At 63.6% G+C, this 22,615-nt stretch carries 13 protein-coding genes; 6 read left to right on the forward strand and 7 right to left on the reverse strand.

Annotation, left to right across the window (positions count from 1 at the left end; all coding sequences use genetic code 11):
- Window positions 1-12 precede the first annotated feature (12 nt).
- Both trxA and EK16_RS08195 read right to left on the reverse strand, forming a co-directional pair.
- A complete protein-coding gene (gene trxA / locus EK16_RS08190) occupies window positions 13-969 on the reverse strand; it encodes a thioredoxin (RefSeq protein ID WP_051929141.1) in 957 nt (318 codons plus the stop codon).
- Between the two features lie 261 nt (window positions 970-1,230).
- Window positions 1,231-2,457: an argininosuccinate synthase gene (locus EK16_RS08195; RefSeq protein ID WP_038036345.1), complete on the reverse strand. Its 1,227-nt coding sequence runs from the start codon at window positions 2,455-2,457 to the stop codon at window positions 1,231-1,233.
- 253 nt (window positions 2,458-2,710) lie between these two features.
- Between EK16_RS08195 and EK16_RS08200 the strand changes: the two genes are divergently transcribed.
- Both EK16_RS08200 and EK16_RS08205 read left to right on the forward strand, forming a co-directional pair.
- Complete coding sequence (locus EK16_RS08200; protein WP_038035790.1) at window positions 2,711-3,292, forward strand: hypothetical protein; 582 nt, start codon at window positions 2,711-2,713, stop codon at window positions 3,290-3,292.
- Window positions 3,293-3,431: 139 nt separating this feature from the next.
- Window positions 3,432-4,421 (forward strand): threonine aldolase family protein, encoded by a 990-nt coding sequence (locus EK16_RS08205; RefSeq protein WP_369793089.1) that lies wholly within the window; start codon window positions 3,432-3,434, stop codon window positions 4,419-4,421.
- Window positions 4,422-4,520: 99 nt separating this feature from the next.
- Here the strand turns inward: EK16_RS08205 and EK16_RS08210 are convergent, their stop codons facing one another.
- From EK16_RS08210 to EK16_RS08225, 4 genes are all read right to left on the reverse strand, one after another.
- Window positions 4,521-5,918 (reverse strand): NAD(P)(+) transhydrogenase (Re/Si-specific) subunit beta, encoded by a 1,398-nt coding sequence (locus EK16_RS08210; RefSeq protein WP_038035794.1) that lies wholly within the window; start codon window positions 5,916-5,918, stop codon window positions 4,521-4,523.
- A 10-nt stretch (window positions 5,919-5,928) separates the two neighbouring features.
- Window positions 5,929-6,375, reverse strand: a complete 447-nt coding sequence (locus tag EK16_RS08215; protein ID WP_038035796.1) for an NAD(P) transhydrogenase subunit alpha part 2 — start codon at window positions 6,373-6,375, stop codon at window positions 5,929-5,931.
- Between the two features lie 7 nt (window positions 6,376-6,382).
- Window positions 6,383-7,513: a Re/Si-specific NAD(P)(+) transhydrogenase subunit alpha gene (locus tag EK16_RS08220; protein WP_038035797.1), complete on the reverse strand. Its 1,131-nt coding sequence runs from the start codon at window positions 7,511-7,513 to the stop codon at window positions 6,383-6,385.
- A gap of 181 nt (window positions 7,514-7,694) precedes the next feature.
- The gene (locus tag EK16_RS08225; protein WP_197059654.1) at window positions 7,695-10,646 is read right to left on the reverse strand and encodes a TIGR02302 family protein; all 2,952 of its coding nucleotides are present in this window, start codon (window positions 10,644-10,646) and stop codon (window positions 7,695-7,697) included.
- Between the two features lie 627 nt (window positions 10,647-11,273).
- Here EK16_RS08225 and EK16_RS08230 point away from each other — a divergent pair.
- Together EK16_RS08230 and EK16_RS08235 are read left to right on the forward strand one after the other, a co-directional pair.
- Window positions 11,274-14,729, forward strand: a complete 3,456-nt coding sequence (locus tag EK16_RS08230; protein WP_081910381.1) for an acyl-[ACP]--phospholipid O-acyltransferase — start codon at window positions 11,274-11,276, stop codon at window positions 14,727-14,729.
- Between the two features lie 449 nt (window positions 14,730-15,178).
- Window positions 15,179-16,402, forward strand: a complete 1,224-nt coding sequence (locus EK16_RS08235; protein ID WP_231573639.1) for an ammonium transporter — start codon at window positions 15,179-15,181, stop codon at window positions 16,400-16,402.
- 266 nt (window positions 16,403-16,668) lie between these two features.
- Here EK16_RS08235 and rsmI read toward each other — a convergent pair whose 3' ends face one another.
- Entirely contained in the window at window positions 16,669-17,616 is a 948-nt protein-coding gene (rsmI, locus tag EK16_RS08240) for a 16S rRNA (cytidine(1402)-2'-O)-methyltransferase (RefSeq protein ID WP_038035799.1), read from the reverse strand.
- A gap of 555 nt (window positions 17,617-18,171) precedes the next feature.
- On the opposite strand from rsmI, the gene EK16_RS08245 reads away from it, so the two are divergent.
- Window positions 18,172-19,419 (forward strand): penicillin-binding protein activator, encoded by a 1,248-nt coding sequence (locus tag EK16_RS08245; protein WP_051929095.1) that lies wholly within the window; start codon window positions 18,172-18,174, stop codon window positions 19,417-19,419.
- Between the two features lie 399 nt (window positions 19,420-19,818).
- Complete coding sequence (locus EK16_RS08250) at window positions 19,819-22,530, forward strand: sensor histidine kinase (protein WP_197059655.1); 2,712 nt, start codon at window positions 19,819-19,821, stop codon at window positions 22,528-22,530.
- The last annotated feature ends 85 nt before the right edge of the window (window positions 22,531-22,615 follow it).

A 22,615-nucleotide genomic window follows, 5' to 3' on the forward strand; every position in this document is an offset into this window, starting at 1 on the left:
GCCGCTTTCTTGTCAGGCGAAAAGGATCGAGGACAGCCGCTTGCGCCCCTCTTGCGTGAGCGGATCGGAATCGCCCCAGGCCTCGAAGAACTTCAAAAGCTCCTTGCGGGCGGCATCATCGTTCCAGGACCTGTCCTTCTGGATGATATAGAGCAGATGCTCCATGGCCTCCTCGCGCCGGTTGGCGGCGTTGAGCTTTTGCGCCAGGGCAAAGCGGCTTTCGAAGTCGTCGGGATTCTCCTCGATCTTCTTTTTCAGCTCGGCGATCTCGCCCTCGTCCACCGGGGTTTCCGCAAGCTCCAGCGCGGCGCGCGCCGCCTTGATGGCGTCGTCGTTCTTCTTGTCCTCGGGCAGGGAATCGAGAACGGCCCTGGCGCCGTTGAGATCGCCCAGGACGATCTGGGCACGGACAAGCCCGGCGACGGCCTTCATGTTCTCGGGATCGGCCTGCACGGCCTGGGCATAGAGCGAAAGCGCATCCTGCGCGTTGTTCTGCTTCAAGGCCTCATCGGCCAGCTTCATGATCTCTTCCGCCGCCTTGCCGGGGCCGCCCATGCCGGCCACCTTGTTGACGAAGGCGCGCACCTGGCTTTCCGGCAGGGCGCCGGCGAAGCCATCCACGGGCTGGCCATTGACGAAGGCATAGACCATGGGCACGGACTGGATGCGCAGCTGCTGGGCCAGGGCCTGGTTCTTGTCCACGTCGATCTTGACCAGGCGCACCTTGCCGCCGGCCTCGCGCACCACCTTCTCCAGAACCGGCTTGAGCTGCTTGCAGGGGCCGCACCAGGTGGCCCAGAAATCGACAATGACCGGCACCTGCCGTGAGGCCTCGATCACGTCCTCGATGAAGTGTTCGGTGTCGGAATCCTTGATGATGTCGCCGGTGGGGCGTGCGCCGTTGCCGCCTGCGCCATTGCCCCCCGGCGCACCGGCAGCCCCGCCGCTAGCAGAAAAGCTTGTGCCCATGGAAAAGGTCTTGTCCGTCATGGCTCTTTCCGATGTTCCTGATTTCGTGTGATTCCTGCTGTGACGTTCCTTCTGCCGGTCCGTGACGCGCAAAGGGTAAAAGCGGCCCAGTTTGTGGCCTGGCCATGCACGCAATCCGGACCGGCATGGACCGGTTTCTCCCCATAGATGGACCATCGGAGGGGCACTTGCAATGCCCCGCGGCCGGATCAGGGGCAAGTTACAAAGTCACAAAGGGCGTGGGAAAGCACCATGCGGACGTCAGCCCTGTTCGCGGCGGCGCCTGGCCAGCGCACGCAGGCGCAGGGCGTTGAGCCTGATGAAGCCCTCCGCATCCTTCTGGTCATAGGCGCCTTCATCATCCTCGAAGGTGACCAGAGACTCGTCATAAAGCGACTTGGGCGACTTGCGCCCGGTGATGATGACGTTGCCCTTATACAGCTTCAGCCGCACGGTGCCTTCCACGTCCTCCTGGCTCTTGTCGATGAGGGCCTGAAGCATCTCGCGCTCCGGCGAGAACCAGAAGCCGTTGTAGATGAGGGTGGCATAACGCGGCATCAGCTCGTCCTTTAAGTGCATGGCCTCGCGGTCCAGCGTGATGGACTCGATGGCGCGGTGCGCCGGCAGCAGGATGGTGCCGCCCGGGGTTTCGTAAATGCCGCGGCTCTTCATGCCGACAAAACGGTTCTCCACCATGTCCACGCGGCCGATGCCGTGTTTCTTGGCCAGATCGTTGAGCGTGGCGAGCAGGGTGGCCGGGCTCATGCGCTCGCCATTGACGGCCACCGGATCCCCTTTCTCGAAATCGATGGTGATCTCTTCCGGCTCATCCGGTGCCTCCATGGGCGAGACGGTGCGTTGAAACACGTATGGCGCCGGCTCCTGCCACGGGTCTTCCAGGATCTTGCCCTCGGAGGAGGAGTGCAGGAGGTTGGCGTCCACGGAGAAGGGCGCCTCGCCGCGCTTGTCCTTCGGCACCGGGATCTGGTGCTTTTCCGCAAAGGCGATGAGATCGGAGCGGCTCTTGAAGTCCCACTCGCGCCATGGGGCAATGACCTTGATGTCCGGATCCAGCGCATAGGCCGAAAGCTCGAATCGCACCTGATCGTTGCCCTTGCCGGTGGCGCCGTGGGCGATGGCATCCGCGCCGGTCTCATGGGCGATTTCCACAAGGCGCTTGGCAATCAGCGGGCGGGCGATGGAGGTGCCGAGCAGGTAGACACCCTCATACATGGCATTGGCGCGGAACATGGGAAAGACATAATCGCGCACGAATTCCTCGCGCAGATCCTCGATGTAGATCTCCTTGATCCCCAGCATCTCGGCCTTGCGGCGGGCTTCCTCCAGCTCCTCGCCCTGGCCCAAGTCGGCGGTGAAGGTGACCACCTCGGCGCCATAATGTTCCTGCAGCCATTTCAGGATGATGGAGGTGTCCAGCCCGCCGGAATAGGCCAGCACCACCTTTTTCACGGAACCCTTTTCAGCCATGGCTTTTTCATCTCCGTCTTGAAGTGCCTTTGGCGAAAGGCCGAACGGGCCGCTTCGCTGCCGGCGGCGTTTATTGATGATCCGCAGCCCGTTTACAGGGCAAGGGCGGGCTTGAGCAAGCGAAAAGCCTGCCAAAAAGGGCGCCTCTTGCACGTGCGGCAGTGCATGGGCATAGTAGGCGGCGACCGGGGGCCGGCCGTCATGCGGCTGCGGCCCCGCCGGATGAGGATCATCATCAAGGGGAGCAGGACTCATGAAACGCATCATGACGGCCGTGATGGCCTTCCTGTTTATCGTCGCTGCAGCGGTGTTCTCCGCGCCTGAGTCTCAGGCCGCCAAGGAATGCAAGGAGATCGAGAGCAAGGCTGCCTGCGAGCGGCGCGACGATTGTACGTGGGTGAGCGGCTATACCCGCAAGGACGGCATCAAGGTGGATGCCTATTGCCGCAAGATAGGCAAGCGGTCTTCTTCTGAGAAGAAGGGCGAGAAGAAGAGCAAGTCGAAGTCCAAGTCCAAGAGCAAGGAAAAGGGCGAGAAGAAGACAACCTCCGAGGACAAGAAGGACAAGAAAGGCAAGAAGAGCAAGTCCAAGTCCAAATCCAAGTCCAAGGACAGGAAAGGCAAGGATTCCGAGGACAAGGGCAAGAAGTCCAAGGAGGAGAAGAAGGGCAAGAAGTCCAAGAGCAAGAAGTCTTCCGAGAAGGGTGAGAAGGATAAGAAGTCCAAATCCAAGAGCAAGAGCAAGGATAAGGACAAGAGCAAGTCCAAACCCAAGAGCAAGGACAAGGCCAAGAAGAAGGCCAAGGATAAGGCCAAGAAGGGCAACAAGTCCTGATGTGGCGCTGAAACGTCAGGCGTGTTTTGGGCGGGCCGGCGTTTCGGCCCGCCTTTTCTTTTCATGATGAGAGACGATGCATTTTGCCAGCGACAATACCGCGCCTGTGCATCCGGCGATAATGAAGGCTCTGACAGACGTGAATATGGGGCCGGCCATGCCCTATGGCGCCGATGAGGTCACGGAACGGGCGGCAAAGGCCTTGCGCGCGACATTCGAGGCGCCGGATGCGGCCGTCTTTTTCGTGACCACGGGCACGGCGGCCAATGCGCTGGCGCTCTCGGCGCTGGTCAGCCCCTATGGCGGGGTGCTTGCGCATCAGGAGGCCCACATCAACACCGATGAATGCGCCGCACCGGAATTCTTCACCGGCGGCGCCAAGATCATCCCGCTGTCCGGAGATGGCGGGCGGCTGACGCCTGATACGGTAAAGGCGGCGCTTGCGCATTTCGTGCATGGCCCGCATCAGGTCAAGCCGCAGGCGCTTTCTCTGAGCAATACCACGGAAGCGGGATGTGTCTATCATCCGGCGGCGGTGCGGTCTCTGTGTGCGGTGGCGAAAGAGGCGGGGCTGAAGGTGCATCTGGACGGCGCGCGGCTGGCCAACGCGCTTGTGCACGCCGGATGTACGCCGGCGGAGATGACCTGGCGGGCGGGTGTGGATGTTCTCTGCCTGGGGGCGACGAAAAACGGCGCCATGATGGCGGAGGCGGTGATCTTCTTTGATCCGGCCCTGGCGGCAGATTTCGATTATCGGCGCAAGCGGGCCGGGCAGATGCTTTCCAAGGCGCGTTATGTTTCCGCGCAGTTTCTTGCCTGGCTGCAGGATGATCTCTGGCTGCGCCTTGCGCGCCATGCCAACGATATGGCGCTTGCGATCGCGGAAGGGATCGCTGCCTTCTCCGAGGTGCGGCTTGTGCATGCGGTGGAGGGCAACGAGGTTTTTCTGGAGGTGCCGGCCGGGTTGTGTGACGCTTTGCGGGAAGAAGGCGCGGTGTTCTATGACTGGGGCGCGGCGGGAGAAGGGCATGATCGGCGCGTTATCCGCCTTGTCACCTCCTGGGCGACGCGGCTGGAGGAGGTAAAGGCTTTTCTTGCCGTGATGGAACGCTGTCTTGCCGGGCGCTGAGGGAGGAGCGGAGAAAAAATCGCCGGGCCCTTGCGCATGTCAGACGGGGTATGCGCAGGCCCGGCGAAACGGAGTGTTGGGGCTGAATTGTCAGCGCTCTTAAAGCTGCTTGACGATCTCCTCGACCATCTTCTTGGCGTCGCCGAAGAGCATCATGGTGTTGTCGCGATAGAACAGCGGGTTGTCGATGCCGGCGTAGCCGGGCGAGAGCGAGCGCTTCACAAACATCACCGTCTTTGCCTTCCACACCTCCAGCACCGGCATGCCGTAAATGGGCGAGTTGGGATCCTCCTTGGCGAGGGGGTTGGTGATGTCATTGGCGCCGATGACAAAGGCCACGTCGGCGTCCGCGAACTCGGAGTTGATGTCCTCCAGCTCGAAAACCTCGTCATAGGGCACCTGCGCCTCGGCCAGAAGCACGTTCATGTGACCGGGCATGCGGCCGGCGACGGGATGGATGGCATACTTGATCTCCACCCCGTATTTCTCCTTCAGCAGATCGGCCATTTCGCGCAGGGCATGCTGGGCCTGGGCGACGGCGAGGCCATAGCCGGGCACGATGATCACCTTGCGCGCGTTCTTGAGCAGGAAGGCGGCATCCTCCGCCGAGCCGGCCTTGACCGGCTTCTGTTCGCCGCCTGCGCCGGCGCCGGATGCCTCGGTGCCGAAGCCGCCGAGGATGACCGAGAAGAAGGAGCGGTTCATGGCCCGGCACATGATGTAGGAAAGAATGGCGCCGGAGGAGCCGACGAGCGCGCCGGTGATGATGAGCGCCACGTTGTGCAGGGTAAAGCCGATGCCCGCGGCGGCCCAGCCGGAATAGGAGTTGAGCATGGAGACCACGACCGGCATGTCGGCGCCGCCGATGGGAATGATCAGCAGCACGCCCAGAGCGAAGGAAATGAGCACGATGAGCCAGAAGGTGGCGTGGCTCTGGGACATGACGAAGGAGATGATCAGAAAAACCAGCAGGATGCCCAGACCTGCGTTGATGACATGGCGCATGGGCAGGAGGGTTGGCTTGCCGGAAACCAGCCCCTGCAGCTTGGCGAAGGCGACGAGCGAGCCGGTGAAGGTGATGGCGCCGATGGCCACGCCCAGGGACATCTCGATCAATGAGGCGGTGCGGATATTGTCGGGCGTGCCAATGCCGAAGGCCTGCGGTGCATAAAGCGCGGCAGCGGCGACCATGACCGCGGCGAGGCCGACAAGGGAGTGAAAGGCGGCCACGAGCTGGGGCATGTGCGTCATGGGAATGCGCCGGGCAATCACGGCGCCGATGCCGCCGCCAATGGCAAGACCAATGATGATGAGGCTCCAGCCGAGGGCACCGATGTGCGGCATGGCGAGGAAGGTGGCGAAAATGGCGAGGGCCATGCCGCCCATGCCGAGATAGTTGCCGAGGCGGGAGGTATCCGGATGCGACAGACCGCGCAAGGCGAGAATGAACAGCGATCCGGAAACCAGATAGAGCAGGAGGATGAGGTTTTGCGACATGACCTGCCTCCTACTGCTTCTTCTTGTACATGGCGAGCATGCGCTGGGTGACGAGGAAGCCGCCGAAGATGTTCACCGCGGCGAGCACAAGCGCGATGAACCCGAAGGTGACGGCGGCGCCCGAAACGGCACTGGCGCCCACGGCAAGCAGCGCACCGACGACGATGACCGAGGAAATGGCATTAGTCACGGACATCAGCGGCGTGTGCAGGGCCGGCGTCACGGACCAGACCACGTAATAGCCGACGAAGACGGCGAGCACGAAGATGGAGAGGAGATAGACGAACTCGCTGCCTGCGCCGGTTCCTGAGGCCATTCCGGCATTTTGCAGGGCCTGAATGGCCTGATCGGCATAATTCTGCGCGGCGGAAGCGGCCTCGGCGGCTTCCTGAGCGGACTGGCGCGCCGTCTCGGCCGCCAGTTTCGCCTTTTCGACTAGAGCCTGAGCGTCCTGCATGACGGCCTCATTCGCTTTCCTTCGCCTTCAAGACGGGATGCACCGTTTCACCCTCCCAGGTGAGCAGGGTGCCGGCGATGATCTCGTCCTCCCTGTCGATGTTGAGCGCGCCTTCCTCGTTCAGCAAAAGCTTCACGAAGTTGCGCAGGTTGTTGGCATACATGGCGCTGGCGTTGCCGGGCACACGGCCGGCCATGTTGGTGTGGCCGATGATGATGACACCGGCATGTTCAACCACCTCGCCGGGGCGGGAGAGTTCGCAGTTGCCGCCGCGTTCCACGGCGAGATCCACGATCACGGAGCCCGGGCGCATGCTCTCCACCATCTCGCGGGTGATGAGCTTCGGCGCGGGACGGCCCGGGATGTTGGCGGTGGTGATCACCACGTCCATGTCCTTGATGTGCTCGGCAACGAGCTCGGCCTGCAGCTTCTTCTGCTCCTCGGTGAGCTCCTTGGCATAGCCGCCCTCGCCGGCGGCGGCCAGCTCCTCGAGGAAGATGAACTTGGCGCCCAGCGAGCGCACCTGTTCTCCGGCCTCCGGGCGCACGTCGGTGGCGGACACGGCGGCGCCCAGGCGATGGGCGGTGGCGATGGCCTGCAGGCCGGCAACGCCCGCGCCCATGACGAAAACCTTGGCCGGCGGAATGGTGCCGGCGGCCGTCATCATCATGGGAAAGATGCGGGAAAAGAGATTGGCCGCCTCGATCACCGCCTTGTAGCCGGCAAGAGATGCCTGCGAGGAGAGCACATCCATGGCCTGGGCGCGGGTGATGCGCGGCATCAGCTCCATGGCGAAGGCGGCGATCTTGCGGGCGTTGAGCACCTCGATGAAGTCACCGTCGGCCCAGGGATCAAGCATGCCAATGAGCAGGGCCTTTTCCTTCATGGCCAGGAGCGTTGCCGTTTCCGGGCGGCGCACGGAGAGGACGATCGTGGCATTCTCCACCGTGCTTTCGGCGTCCGGGGCGATGACAGCGCCGGCTTCCTCGTATTCGGCATCGGCGATGAAGGAGCGCGCGCCTGCCTCGCGCTGCACGGCCACCTCAAAGCCCAGTTTCACATAATCGCGCACGGTGGCCGGGGTTGCGGCCACGCGCGTCTCGTCCGGAGCGGTTTCTGCTGGGATGGCGATCTTCATTGTCTTGTCTTCAATCCCGGTCTGTCGGCCTTCCGTGCATTTTCGTCCGGCGCACTCTAGCGACATTGCCGGCAGGGGAAAAGAGGGCTTTTGTCAACAGACCCGCGCATGGGGATTTCAGGCGCGGATGTTTTCTGATTCTCGGAATGATGCCCGGCGCCGAAAGAGGAATTAAGAAGGCTCAGTAGAGGCCGCGCAGGAGACGGTCGATATAATCGAGCTCGCGGCGCGGGCGGTCGGGACGGGCGGCGCGCTCGCGCAGGGCCTTGAGAATGCGGCGGGCGCGTTCGATGGCACTTTCAGGCGGCAGCATGTCGCGACGCGGGCCAAAGCTTTCGCCAAACTGGCGCATGGGGCGACCGAGGGGATCGAGATCCACGCCATCGGGCATCATCAGGCCGGGCTGGCCGCGTCCCTGGCTCTGGGCCATGCGGCGGGCCATGTCGCGGGCGGCGCGGCGCAGGGAATCGAGCGCGCGGCGCTGATGGTTCAGGGCACGGCCGCGGCGGCCGTTCTTGAGCGCACGGCCGGCCTGTTCCATCTCGCGGCCGGAGCGTTTCAGGGCCTCCGGCACGGGCAGGCCGCGATTGCCAAGCGCCTCCATCATCTGCTGCAGGCGGCGGGCGAGATCCTGCTGGCGTTCGGCAAGGTCGGGCAGGCTTGGCGCGGTCTCATCGCCGCCGGCGCGATTGCCCGGAGCGGCTTGATCGCGGCCGCGGCCGCCGGGCCCCGGCCTTTCAGGCCTGGCGCCGTTGGGGCGCGTTTGCGCACGGTCGCGCTCAGCGCTGGAGCCTTCGCGCGGGTTCTGCGGCAGCAAGTCAGGAAGGCGCGGGCGCTGCCCCAGCCAGTCTCCTGGCGGGGGATTGCGGCCTTCCCGCGCGGAACCCTGCCTGTTTCCGGGGCGGTTTGGCCGATCCTCGTAGAGCTCCTGTTCGCTCTGGAAGGGGTTGCCGGTGCCCTCGTTCGGGCGGGCCTGATAGGTTTCATCCATGAGCTTTTGCTGCTCGCGCATGAGCTTGTGCATCTGCGACAAGGCCCGCTGTTCCGGCGAGGGCATGGCGTTGCCGGTCATGGGCTGCAGGTTCTGCAGCATGGCATCCAGCTCGGAGAGCAGCTGGCGGGCGGCATCGCGGGAGCCGGTGCGGGCCAGGTCCTCAAGCTTGTCGAGCATGCGCTGAAAATCCTCCGGCGAGAGCCGTTGCGCGGGCGCCGTGGCCATGGGCGGCGCCCCGTTCTGCATGCGGCGACGGGCCTGTTCGGCCAGCCCCTGCAGATAGCGGTTCATGGCCTCGCGCAGGTTCTGCATCAGGCGCTCGATCTCTTCCGGTGAGGCGCCGCGCTCCAGCGCTTCTTCCAGCGCCTTGCGGGCGGCCTGCAGATCGCGCAGGGCATTGGCGGCATCGCCGTCCTCGATCCGGGTGGCGAGATGCCACAGGGCGGCGACGATCTCACGCAGGTCGTTCTCGTTTTTGGCAGTGTGCAGCTTGAGCGCAGCCTGGCGCAGGCCGAGATAAACGCCGGAATCCTCGATCAGCCCTTCCGGCCAGAGAGTGAAGGCGGCGAGCATGACGGCAATCTCAGGCGCCTTGCGCGGATGGCGCACGAGCTGGCGCCGCTGCTCAATGAGGGCGCGGGCGAGCGGGTGACGGAAGACACGGCCCGGCAAGATGAAGCGATGAGGTGCGGATCGGGCCACATTGCCGGCCTGATCGGAGGCCTCAAGCGTGAGGATGACGGGCAGGCCCGCCCAGGGATGATCGGCGAGCATGCGGGTGTAGGTGCCTTTGGCCTTTTGCTGTACGCCGGCGGGCAGGGGAATGTCGAAATCCGGCGGCGGGTAGGAGAGCGGGCCTTTGGGCAGCCCGGTTTTTTCCGTGCCGGCCTTGTTGGTTTTCTCGGTCTCCTTGCCCGCGGTTTTCCTCGCGGCGGGATGGGATGGCGCATTTTTCCCGATTTCGGGCGCGGACTCATCCAGGCGGATGCGGGCACGCAGGCAGCTTACGCCGTAATCATCCGTCGCTTCCCAGGAAAGAACAAGGCCGCCGCGTAAGGTGGCGGACGGGGTTTTCACAAGCCGCACTTCCGGCGGCAGATCCGGCACGGTGGCAATGCGCCAGCGGATGACATCGCCGCCATCGGAGAGCGCGGCGATGAGCGGCCTGTCGATGACGTGCTCCAGTGTCCAGCTGCGGCGATCATCTGCGGACTTGGCGCCTGTGCCGGCCTGTTCGCTTTTCACAAGCGGTTTGAAAGGCAGGCGGGCAAGCCGTTTGCCGGCGGAACCGTCGGGATTGAGGGCGTAAAGCACAAGCTGCGGATCATCCGCGCCGGTGATGCGGATGCTGAGGCGGGATTTTTCCGGCACCACGATGTCATCCTTTGGTGCGGCGGTGCGGCCGGCCGCAGCCAGAACGATGGGGCGCTTGCCGGTGTAGGCTGGCGGCGTGAGCCAGGCATCAATGGTGGTGGCGGCGGTGAGGGTCATCTGCGGCAGCCCGCGAGGATACAGTGCATGCAGGCTTGCGCGCATGCGTTCCGCACCGCCGAGCAGGAAGGCGGCGATGAGCGCCAGGGCAAGCGCGAAACGCAGGGCATAGGGGTCGCGGGCCGGCACCTGCGAACGCGGCAGACCGGCACGCAGCCGCGTAATGCTGCGCAACAGCCTTTCCCTATGCCGTTGCCACAGGGTCTGGGCGCGGGCGTCGGCGGCGGGAGCAACCGGCTTGTCCGCAAGGGTCCGCAAGGGATTGTGCGGCAGGTGCGATTCCCGCTCCAGACGGGCGATCGCCTCGTTCTCATCGGGCCAGGCGGGGAATTGGGCCACGAATTCCTTCACGGCCCACAGGAGCAGACCGAAAAAGAAGAAGAGTACGGCCAGGTGCGCCCAGCCGGGGAGATACAGCGGCAGCCCGAGAGCCAGATAGAGCGCAAAGCCGCCGCTGATCATCACAAGCGGCCACAGGCGGGACCAGAGCCGTTCCCAGAACAGGGCGAGACGGGCACGAAAGACGGCGCCTGCCAGGCGCAGGCGCAAGGGCGGCGGCAGATCGCGCAGGCCCTCCTGTCCGCTTTTCGCCTGATGGCGCCGGGTCATGGCGTCTTTCGGTTCGTATTCCGTGCTCTGATTGCCCATGTGCGCTTTTTTGAAAGGGTGCATGCATCGGCCTTCTGCCACCTTAGCAGAAAATGTGGCGGTGTCGGGATGAACTTCCCGTCATGAGGAGACACGCCCCTGATTTTTTACATCCCGGCACGACTAAAGGTGGCAGGCGGGCAGGGAAAGGCTGTGGCCGGATCATTTCGGGACACAAACCTGCACCGTTTCGAGCCTGCCGTTAGCAAAGCGACAAGATTTCCTTAGCAAAGCGAAAAGGGTTTTCTGCCACTCTTCTTGACAAGCGAGGGGCACGGCAAGGCCCGGGAGATCATCACCGGAAACAACCATGATCCGGGCGCGCCGCCCGCGTTCGCCCTCGCCCGGAAAGCTGGACCGCCTCTGGCCGTGAACGAGCCGGAATCCGGGTACTGCGTATCCGGCCACAAGCGGAACCAGGGTGGCAAATTCCGATCGAAGGCCCGCCGCTTCTTCATGGGAAGCGTGCGGGCCTTTGACTTTCGATCTTCATGGATTTTCAGAAAAATGCGCTGTGCTTACCCGTTTTTCATCTTTTGCGGGCATGGCCCTTCTTGAACACACTTCGCACGTTTCGGAAAATTCCCGCCGTTTCGACCCGTGCCGGGGGCCAATGCGGAGAAAACAATGCGCAGGAAACTGGTCGATCGCTTGAGCCTGTTCAGAACCCGTCGCTATCTTCCCCTGTTCATCGCGCAGGCGCTGGGCGCCTTCAACGACAACGTCTTTCGCAACGCGCTTGTCATCCTGATCACCTACAGGCTTGCCGATCAGCAGGGCTGGGATACGGGCACGCTTGTGGCGCTGGCGGGCGGCCTGTTCATTCTGCCTTTCTTCCTGTTCTCCGGCCATGCGGGCGAGCTGGCCGACCGGCACGACAAGGCGGCGATTGCGCGCACGGTGAAGCTTGCGGAAATCGGCATTGCGCTTCTGGCCATGCTGGCGCTCATTCTGGAATGGGTGCCGCTGATGCTGCTGGTGCTGTTTCTGGCCGGGGTGCAGTCCACCTATTTCGGTCCGGTCAAATACGCCATCCTGCCGCAGCATCTGGCCGATGACGAGCTGGTGGATGCCAACGCCTTCATCGAGATTGCCACTTTTCTAGCGATCCTGCTGGGCACGCTGTTCGGAGGGCTGCTGATCCTCACAGGTGCGGGGGCGTGGATTGTGGGGCTCACCCTGATTGCGCTTGCCGTGATCGGCTGGCTGGCGGCGAAGCGCATTCCACCGGCGCCGCCTGCGGCGGAGAAGCCGGAGAAGTCCGCCAACATCATCAAGGCAACGGCGCGGCTCATCGGCGTAATTGCGCCGCGGCGCGATCTTCTGGGTGCGGTTCTCGCCATTTCCTGGTTCTGGATGCTGGGCGCGGTGCTGCTGGCGGTGGTGCCGCCCTTCGCCAAGACCTATCTCGGCGGCAACGAGCAGGTGACGAACTTCTTCATCGCCCTGTTCACGGTTGGCATCGCCGTGGGGTCGCTTGCGGCCTCCAGGCTGCTCAACGGCGAGATTTCGGTGCGGTTTGCGCCCCTGGCCGCCCTGTTCATGACACTGGCGCTGTTTGATTTGTGGCTGGCCTCGCGCGGGCTTGCCCCGGTTGCGAAAGGCGATGCGCTGCGCTCCTTGTCGGACTTTCTCTTCACCTGGCAGGGCTTTCGCATTGCTTTGCATTTCGTGCTGGTCTCGGCCTTCGGCGGGCTGTTCGTCGTTCCCTTCTATGCCTTCGTGCAGCATGTTTCCGAGGAGGCGGAACGCGCGCGCGTGATTGCCGCCAACAACGTGCTCAATGCCCTGTTCATGGCGGTGGGGTCATTCCTGCTGGCCCTGGCGTTGAAACTGGGAACGGCGCTGCCTGATGTTTTCCTGATTCTGGCGGCGGCCAATGCCCTGGTGGCCGTTTATATCATCTGGCGCATGCCGCGGCAGTTCCTGCGCTCCCTGGGGCGGCTCCTGTTCGGCCTGTTCTATCGCGTGGAGGTGAAGGGGCTTGAGAACCTGGAAAAGGCCGGCGAGCGGGCGGTGATCGTGCCCAATCATGTCTCCTTCCTCGATGGGCCGCTGCTGGCCTGCTATCTGCCGGAGGATGCCACCTTCGCGGTCAACACCATCGTGGCGCGTGATGACACGCTCTTGCGGCTGGCGGGGAAGGTCTTTGACATTCTCACCATTGATCCCACTAATCCCATGGCCACGCGCACGCTGATCAAGGCAGTGCAGGAGGATCGCAAGGTGGTGATCTTCCCCGAGGGGCGCATCTCGATCACCGGCGCGCTGATGAAGATTTATGAAGGCCCGGGCATGATTGCCCACAAGGCCGATGCCCCGGTGGTGCCGGTGCGCATCTCCGGCGCGCAGAAGGCGCGGTTCTTCTCCAAGCTTTCCGCGGGCAAGCAGCGGCTGCGGCTGTTTCCGAAGATCACCCTTACCATTTTGCCGCCTGAGCGGCTGGAGCCGCCGCGCAGGGATCTCATGGGCCCGGCCTTGCGCAAGGCCATGGCCGACCGCCTCTATGACGTGATGAACGAGGCGGCCTTTTGCACCTCGCCCTGGCGGCGGCATCTGCTGGAGGGCATTCTGGAAGCGCGGCGCGATCATGGCGGGCGGCGCAAGGTGCTGGAAGATGTGCAGCGCATGCCCATGAGCCTGAACCGGGTTCTCGTGGGGGCGCATGTGCTGGGCCGGAAGCTGGCGGATGCAACCCCGGGCGAGGAGACGGTGGGCGTGCTTTTGCCGACATCGGCGGCGTGTCTTATCACCCTGCTTGGCCTGCTTGTTACGGGGCGAACGCCGGCGATGATGAATTTCTCAACCGGTGCGGTGAACATGGGCGCGGCGTGCAAGGCGGCGCGGGTGAAGACCATCGTCACCTCCCGTCGCTTTGTGGAGCAGGGCAAGCTGGAAGAGGTGATCGATTTTCTTTCCAAGCAGGCGCGCATCCTCTGGCTGGAGGACATTCGCGAGCGCATCGGCGCCTTCGACAAGCTGCGCGGCCTGATGCTCGCCCATCTCGGGCGCACGGGGCTGAAACTGGCCGGTGCCGATCTCGATCCGGACAAGCCGGCGGTGATCCTGTTCACTTCGGGTTCGGAAGGCGTGCCGAAGGGCGTTGCGCTGTCCCATGCCAATCTCATGGCCAATGCGCATCAGGTGCTTTCCCATATCGACCTCGGCGCCAGCGATCTCGTCTTCAACGCCCTGCCGATGTTCCATGCGCTCGGCCTCTCCGCCGGGGTGCTGTTGCCATTGGTGGCGGGGTCGCGCCTGTTCCTCTATCCCTCGCCGCTGCATTACAAGATCATCCCCGAGCTGGTCTATGACACCTCGGCAACGGTGTTCTTCGGCACCGATACCTTCCTCAACGGCTATGCGCGCAAGGCGCACCCCTATGACTTCTATAATGTCCGCTACGTGGTGGCGGGGGCGGAGCGCGTGAAGAAGGAAACACGCGAGCTGTGGATGGAGAAGTTCGGCCTGCGCATCTACGAGGGCTATGGCGCCACGGAAACTTCGCCGGTGATTTCGGTGAACACGCCGATGCATTTCCGCTCCGGCACCGTGGGGCGGCTACTGCCGGGCATGCGGGCGCGGCTGGAGCCGGTGGAGGGTATTGAGGAAGGCGGCCGGCTGGTGGTGAAGGGGCCCAATGTGATGCTGGGTTATCTGCGGGCGGATACGCCCGGCGTGATCGAGCCGCCGCAGGATGGCTGGTATGACACCGGCGACATTGTGAAATTCGATGAGGATGGCTTCCTCATCATTCTCGGGCGGGCAAAGCGCTTTGCCAAGATTGGCGGCGAGATGGTCTCGCTCACGGCGGTGGAGAATGTCATCAACAGTCTGTGGCCGGATGACGGGCATGCGGTGGTCAATGTCCCGGACAAGAAGAAGGGCGAGAAGCTGATCCTCGTCACCACCCGCAAGGATCTGGACCGCAAGACGCTGGCGCGGGCCATGAAGGAGGCGGGAAGCCCGGAGCTGTTCGTGCCGCGCGAGATCCTGGTGGTGGATCAGATCCCGGTTCTGGGCTCGGGCAAGACCGATTACGTGACCATCGCTGCCATGGCGCGGGAGGCATTTCCCGAATAGGGGCACGGCATTAACCGCGCAAAAGATGCGGCCCTTGCATGACACAGACATCGTCATGCCGGAAAGCAGCCGGCAGGACTGCATGTGTGTCGTGAAATGTGGCCTTTCCTCTCATGCATGAACGGCGGGACCACACTCCACGACACAACTTGCCATCATCCTCATCACTCCGGCGGAAGCTTTAGGTCTCGGGCCGCAAACTCATGAATTTGTGGCCTTAGATACCGGCTTTTGCCGGTATGACGATGGGGGCATGTCGTGTGCCCAATGATGCATGGTTGTGCATGCATCGTGTTCATTCGTTCGGCAGATGCACGAAAAACGTGCGAAAAATCTGCGCACTTTTGAGCTGGTCTCTTGCCATCTCCTCCGTTTGATGCTGAATACGTAAGCAATAAGCCCATATGGGCATCTTTTGCTTAATTTTTGTGCAAAAGAGGAGGGGAGGCATGGCCGCGAGTATCAATCCGGGCGACACCGCGTGGATTCTGACCTCCACGGCGCTCGTTCTGTTCATGACCATTCCGGCGCTGGCCCTGTTCTATGGCGGGCTGGTGCAGGCGAAAAATCTCCTGTCCGTGCTCATGCAGTGCACGGCGATTGCCGCCATGGTCTCGGTGCTGTGGCTGCTGATCGGCTATACGTTGGCCTTCACGGAGGGCAATGCCGTCATCGGCGGGCTGTCGCAGGTGCTGCTCGCCAGTTTGCCGCGCGGGGCGGTGCGTGACGGCACCGGGCTGCCGGAAACCGTTTTCTTCATGTTCCAGATGACCTTCGCCATCATCACGCCGGCGCTGATCGTCGGTGCCTGGGTGGAGCGCATGCGCTTCGCTGCGGTGATGCTCTTTTCCGGCCTGTGGCTGCTTTTGGTCTACGTGCCGGTGACGCATTGGGTGTGGGGCGGCGGCTGGCTGGGCAGCCTAGGTGTGATGGATTTTGCCGGCGGCATTGTCGTGCATGTCACGGCCGGCGTTTCCGCGCTGGTGATCGCCAAAATGCTGGGGGCGCGCAAGGGCTTTCCCGATCATGTGCATCCGCCGCATGCGCCGTGGATGGTGATGGTGGGCGCGGCCATGCTCTGGGTCGGCTGGTTCGGATTCAATGCCGGCTCGGCGCTGGCGGCCAATGCCGATGCGGGCATGGCCATGCTGGTGACGCACATTTCGGCGGCCACGGCTTCGCTGGTGTGGATGATCATCGAGATCACCCGCTACGGCAAGCCTTCCCTCGTCGGCTTCGTCACCGGCACCATCGCCGGGCTGGCAACGATCACGCCCGCTTCCGGCTTTGTGGGGCCGATGGCGGCGCTGCTGATCGGCATTGCGGCGGGCATTGTCTGCTTCTTCATGGTGGAAGTGGTCAAACAGCGCTGGCGGATCGACGATGCGCTTGACGTGCTCGCCGTGCATGGTGTCGGGGGCGCCACGGGCACGCTCCTGGTGGCCCTGCTCGCCGGGCTGCCGGGCGGCACGGGGGTGTCGGAAGGCAACAGCGTGCTGGGCCAGTTCGGCGTGCAGCTTTTGGGGGTTGTCGTCGTTGGTGCCTATTCCGCGGTGCTCACCTTCATCATCGGCAAGATCGCACAGGCGGTGACGGGTCTGCGTGTTCCGCCGGAGGCGGAGACGGAAGGCCTCGATTACGCCGAACACGGCGAGACAGGCTACAACCTCTGAAAGAAAAGCGCGCCCTTTCTGCTCTCATGGGGCTTGAAAGGCGCTTTTCCGGCTTCAGAGCCCAAACGAAAATTCGCCTGCAGGCGAATTTTAGCACCGCCCGCCGCCCCGCGCCCCCACCCAACCACCCGATATTATGCATCAAACAGGGTGCTTGGGCGGGGGCGCGGGGCAGTTTAGTGAATTACCGGTTGGACACTCACAGGGCAAGAGAACGAAACGGGCGATCCGGCATTTCCGGCCGGGTCGCCTCCTTTTTGGTGAGGCTATCCGTCTTTCGGGGGATTGGGGCGGTCGCTGTCTTTTTGCAGCGAGACGGCGTGATCATAAACCTCCTTGCGCGGCAGGGCGTAGCGGCGGGCGATTTCGCGTGCTGCCTTGGCCGGCGGCAGATGTTGCAGCGCCTCCTTCAAGGCCTCGCGCCAGTCCGGATGGGTTTGTGCGTTTTCCCGGATGAGTGGGGCGGACTTTTCATCCGGCGGCGCGATAACGAGGGTGATCTCGCCCTTGATGGCTTCCCGGGCGTGCAATTCTTCTGCGATTTCAGAGAGCCGGCCGCGCAGGACTTCCTCATGCAGCTTGGTGAGCTCGCGGCACAGGGCGGCGGGGCGGTCGCCGAAGATGTCGATGATGTCCGCAAGGGTGGCACGGATGCGCGCCGGGGATTCGTAAAGGATCACGGTGGCGGAAATGCCGGCCAGCTCCTGCAACCAGCGGCGGCGGGCGCCGGACCTTGCGGGCGGAAAGCCCGCGAAGAGGAAGCGGTCTGTGGGAAGACCGGAGAGCGTGAGCGCGGTGATGGCGGCGGACGGCCCGGGGATGGCATAGACGGCATGACCGCGGGCCAGAACCTCGCGCACCAGTTTCATGCCGGGATCGGAGATGAGGGGCGTTCCGGCATCGCTGATGAGGGCGAGGGCCTTGCCTTCGTCAAGCAGGGACAGAATGCGCGGGCGCATGCGCGCGGCGTTGTGCTCATGATAGCTGAGCTGGCGGGCATGGATGCCGTAATGATGCAGAAGGCGGGCGCTGTGACGGGTGTCCTCGGCGAGAATGATATCGGCAGCGGCAAGCGTGGCGAGCGCGCGCACGGTGATGTCAGAGAGATTGCCGATGGGCGTGGCCACAATGTGCAGGCCGGAAGGGATGGGCCGCGCCGGAATTGCACAGCCCTCGATGATGAAACGTCTTTCGCTTTCGTTGTCGTGCGTCATGTCATGTCAGCCTGCATAATGAACCACCCACCGCCCTCGCTCTCCCCAAATTAAAAAGGGCTTGATCGTGCTGCGGAGCGATTTTCCATACTACATGACACATGCATCGTCATACCGTAGATCAGCCGGTATCTCAGACCACAAATTCATGAGATTATGGCACGAGACCCCGGCTTTCGCCGGGGTGACGAGGAAGATGGCAATGTTGTGTCGTGTCCTATGGGTGACTTCACCGGTCAGCCTTTGCGCAACCTGGTATCATGCCATTTGCGCCCGGGTTGCGGATTGTGCCCGCAGGTCTGTTCGTTGCGGTCGTGTCGGGTGTTTCGGGCCGCAAAATTGCCGCATTGGCGCGGCCAGATGATGCGGCCTTTTGCTTCTTCTCGATGTCTTTCAGGGGCATTCAGGAACTCTTGAGGTTAACAGCCCGTCAACGTTTCCGTAATACTTTTTCGGTTCAGGCGCTCAAGCCTCTGTCCATCGAAGCGGCGGGCGCAGGAAAGAATCCGGCTGTATGCCCCGTTGGCAAAACAGGCCCAGTGGAGGGAATGTCCGGTGAAACAGGTGGTGGCTGCCCTTTTCCGGCTTGAGAAATGGATTGAGGAACGGCTGCGGCATCTGTTGCGGCCGCTGATGTATCTGACGGTGGTGTTTGCGCTGGCCGGATGTTCCGGCGGCATGGGCGTGGGCGATCTGTTCTCCGATGCAGAGACGCCAGGGCAGCAGCCGAACCTGAACGCCACGCAGCCGCCGGCGGCGGGTTCGCCGCGGGTGGCGCTGCTTTTGCCGCTGAGCGCGCCGGGGCAGACGGGGCGCGTGGCCAAGGCGCTGAAGCAGGCGGCGGAGCTTGCCATGATCGATGCCGGCAAGCCGGGCATCACCCTTGTGGTTAAGGATACGCGCGGCACGCCGGAAGGCGCGCGGCTGGCGGCGCAGGCGGCGGTGAGCGAAGGGGCGCGGCTGATCCTGGGGCCGCTTCTGTCCAACAGCGTGCGTGCGGTGGCGCCGGAGGCGAAAGCGGCGGGCATTCCCGTCATTGCCTTTTCCTCCATGTCGTCGGTGGCGGGCAATGGCGTGTTCCTGATGAGCTTCTTGCCGGAGGAGGAGGTGGACAACGTCATCCGTTATGCCGCGCGCGTGGGCAAGCGGCGGATCGCCGCCCTCATTCCCAGCTCCAGCTATGGCACGATCGTGGAGCGCGCATTGCAGGCCTCCGCCAAGCGCCATCGGGTGCAGATCGTGGATGAGGAGCGCTATGTGCGCACCGCAGTGGGAATTGCCACGCCGGCGCGGCGCATGGCGCGCAAGCTGGCCGATCCGGCGCGGAGGATCGATGCCCTGTTCTTCCCCGAAGGGGCGAAGCTGATGAAGGCTGCGGGCAAGGCCTTCGCCAGCGAGGGGGTGACAGCCGGGCGGGTGCAGCTTCTCGGCACCGGCCTGTGGGATGATGTGGGCATGCGCACCGCGCAACTGGCCTTTGGCGGCTGGTATGCCGGCGTGGAGCCGCGGCTTGTGAACTACTTCAACGATCACTTCAGCAAGTCCTATGGCTACAAGCCGCCGCGCATCGCCTCGCTTGCCTATGACGCCACCTCGCTGGCCATCGCGCTTGGCCACGGCGATGGGCAGGGCACGTTCTCGGTGCGGCAGATCACCAATCCCGAAGGCTATCAGGGCATGAACGGCCTGTTCCGCTTCCGCAAGAACGGGCTTATCCAGCGCGGACTTGCCATCCTGAAGGTGACGCCGACGGGGCCGGAAGTGGTGGCGCCGGCGCCGCAGCGCTTTGAGGCCGGCTACTGAAGCTGCCTCTTGTGAATGCGCGATGCGGCCGGCTCTCATTTCTGGCGGGGCGTTTCCTTTTGATGGGCCCCGGATCGGTAAAGAGGTGTTTGCGTAAAAATTGCCCGGTTTTGTTCATGTGGGCATTTGGCCGATTTGCGGGTAATCTATCCCCACAACGGGGTGAGGGGTGATTCGATAGCCCGTCCGGCATGAGGCCGGCGGCCCGGCTTTTACAGGGCCGCAAACCGGGGCCGATCCTCCCTTGCGATTTTTCTTTCCGGTGTGTGCCGTCGCGTAGAAGAACGGACCTGTCGCCACAGCGGGCGGACGGGTCGATGACGGATTCAGGGCGTATCGGGCCATTTTTGCGCTTCAAAAGGCGATTTTTACGGCATGAAACGGGGCAGGCGAGGCGACATGGACAGAAAGCCAGCGGGCGGGCCGATGAAGCGCCGGCATTCGGTTCCTGCTGTGGCGTCTTTCTCCTGCCTGTCCGCTGTTGCGGCGGCGGCTCCGGCGTGGGGGCAGGCGATGCCGGTTGAGAACGCCGGAGCTTTCGATGTCTCCCTTCTCGCCGTCGGCCTTTCCGGCCTTGCGATTGCCGGGCTCATCGGCGGTGTGCTGTTCATGCGTCATCGCGCGCTTAAGCGTCAGGTGGAGTCCTTAAAGGCACGCGCGCGCTCGCTGGAAGCGCGCCTGAATGAAGCGGAGGCGCTTCTGGCATCAGAGCCGCATGCGCTGATCCTGTGGCAGGGGGGTGCGGATGCTCCGCAGCATGTCTCGGTGATGATGCCGGAAGTGGAGGACGTGCCGCGGGTGGCGGCAGAGCTCTTGCAGTTCGAAACCTGGCTGCAGGGCGATTCCGCCTTGCGTCTGCGGCGCAGGATCGCGCGTCTGAAGGAGCGGGGCGAGGCCTTCAACATCGCGATCATTACCCTTTCCGGAACGGTGCTGGAAGCGGACGGACGGGTTTCCGGCACGCATCTGGCGCTGCGCATTCGCCCCGTTTTCGGCGAGCGGGAGGCGGCCCTGCGCACGGCCGATGCCGTGCGGCGGCTGCAAAGGCGGCTGTCGAAGCTGGCGGGGCTGCTCGATGATGCGCCGGAGCCTGTATGGCTGGAATCGAAGCACGGGCGCTTGCTCTGGGCCAATCGCGCCTGGCTGAAGGCGGTGGAGGCCGAGGATCTGGATGCGGCAATGCGGGAGGGGCTGCGCCTGGTGGCGCTCGATGAGCTGGCGCCCATTGCGGAAGAGGACGGCTGCCGGCGCTGGCAGGCCAAGGCGGTCATCGCCGGAGATCGCCGCATTCTTGAGATCGTGGGCGTGCCGCATGAATCCGGTATGGCCTACTGGGCGCGGGACATCACGGAGCTGGATGCGCTCAAGAAGGAGCTGAAGCATCAGCAGGAAACCCAGATCGGCATGCTGGACCGGCTGACGGTGCCGGTGGCCATTTTCGGCGCCGATCAGCGACTGGCCTATTTCAACCGCGCCTATGTGCGCATGTGGGGATTGGATGAGGACTGGCTGCGCCAGCGGCCGAAGGATGGCGAGATCCTGGACCGCCTGCATGATCTTGGCCGGCTGCCGCAACAGGCGGACTATCCCATCTGGCGGGAGGAGCACCTTGCCGTTTACACCTCGCCGGAGGGCTTTGAGGAGCGCTGGCATTTGCCGGACGGCCGCTCCATTCACGTGATTGCGGAACCGCATGCCGACGGCGGCGTCTTCTACATCTTCGAGGACCTGACCGAGAAGATGCGGCTGGAGCAGCGCTTCAAGGAGCTGATGGCCGCCTATCGCGAAACGCTGGACAATCTGCATCAGGGCATTGCGCTGTTTGGCACCGATGGCCGCCTGCGGCTTTACAACCCCATGCTTGCCAGGATGTGGGGCGTGGAAGAAGAGATGCTGGCGCGGCGGCCGCATGTGAACGCCTTCATTGAACAGGCCAGCCGGCTGCTGGATGATCCGGCCTTCTGGGATGATGTGCGCTACACCGTCACCGGCATGAGCGAGCGGCGCGAGCGCTTCTCCGGCCGCAAGATGCTCAAGGACGGGCGGGTCTATGATCACGTGGCAGTGCCGCTGCCGGATGGCAATACCCTGCTCACCTGGGTGGACATGACCGCGCAGGCGGAAGCGGAGCGCGCCCTGCAGGAGAAAAACGAGGCCCTGATGGAGGCGGACAGGCTGAAATCCCGCTTCCTGGAATCGATTTCCTATCAGCTGCGCACGCCGCTGACGTCCATCATCGGTTTTACCGAATATCTGGATCTTGGTCTGGCCGGGCCGCTTTCTGAGCAGCAGAAGGAATATGTGGGCTATATCCGGCTGTCTTCTTCGGAGCTGCTTTCGGTGATCGACACCATCCTCGATCTCACCACCATCGATGCCGGGCGCATGGAGCTTGCCATTGAGCCGGTGCCGGTGGAGGATGCCTTGCAGGAGGCGGCGGCGGCCATGGCCGGGCGGCTGGAGGAGCGCGATTTGGTGCTGCACATCGATATTGCCGAGGATGTGCAAACGGTGCGGGCCGACAGGCGGCGGCTTTTGCAGGTCTTGCATCATCTTCTCTCCAACGCCATCAGCTTTTCCGAACCAGGCGGACAGGTGCACATGGGCGCGCGGCGCGGCGAAGGCGGCGTGGACATCTGGGTGGCTGATGAAGGCCCCGGCATGGATCCGGAATTCGCCAAGACCGCCTTTGAGCGTTTCACCAGCCGGCATGCACCGGGCGGTCATCGCGGCACGGGGCTGGGGCTGCCTCTGGTGAAAAGCCTGGTGGAGCTGCATGGCGGGCAGGTGCTGCTGGAAACGCGCAAGGGCAAGGGCACGCTGGTGATCTGCCATTTTCCTGACGCGGCACAGGCGGGCGGCGCGCCGGGCGGTGGTGATGCTGGCAAGAAAGATGGCGCGGTGCGGGGCGAGGCCACAGCCTTGCCTGCACGGGAGGCATCCGAAGCAGCAAGGGAGCAGGCCGGCTCCGCCGCGGCGCGCATCACCATCCGGCCCGCAGGCGGTGGCGAGGAAAAAAGATCAGCACCTGCCAAAAGCGCCAAAGGTGCGGCCGGGCGGCCGAAGGTGATCATTCGCGCCAGCGGCCGCAATGGCAAGGCGCAGGCATGAGCCCGTCATCTCAATGATGGTATGCAAGGGAAACATCCGCTTCGCCCTGCCCGTGAGGACGGGGCAGAAACGATCGAATGGCGGC

It is taken from the genome of Thermopetrobacter sp. TC1 (assembly GCF_000746275.1).
GTDB lineage: Bacteria > Pseudomonadota > Alphaproteobacteria > Rhizobiales > Aestuariivirgaceae > Thermopetrobacter.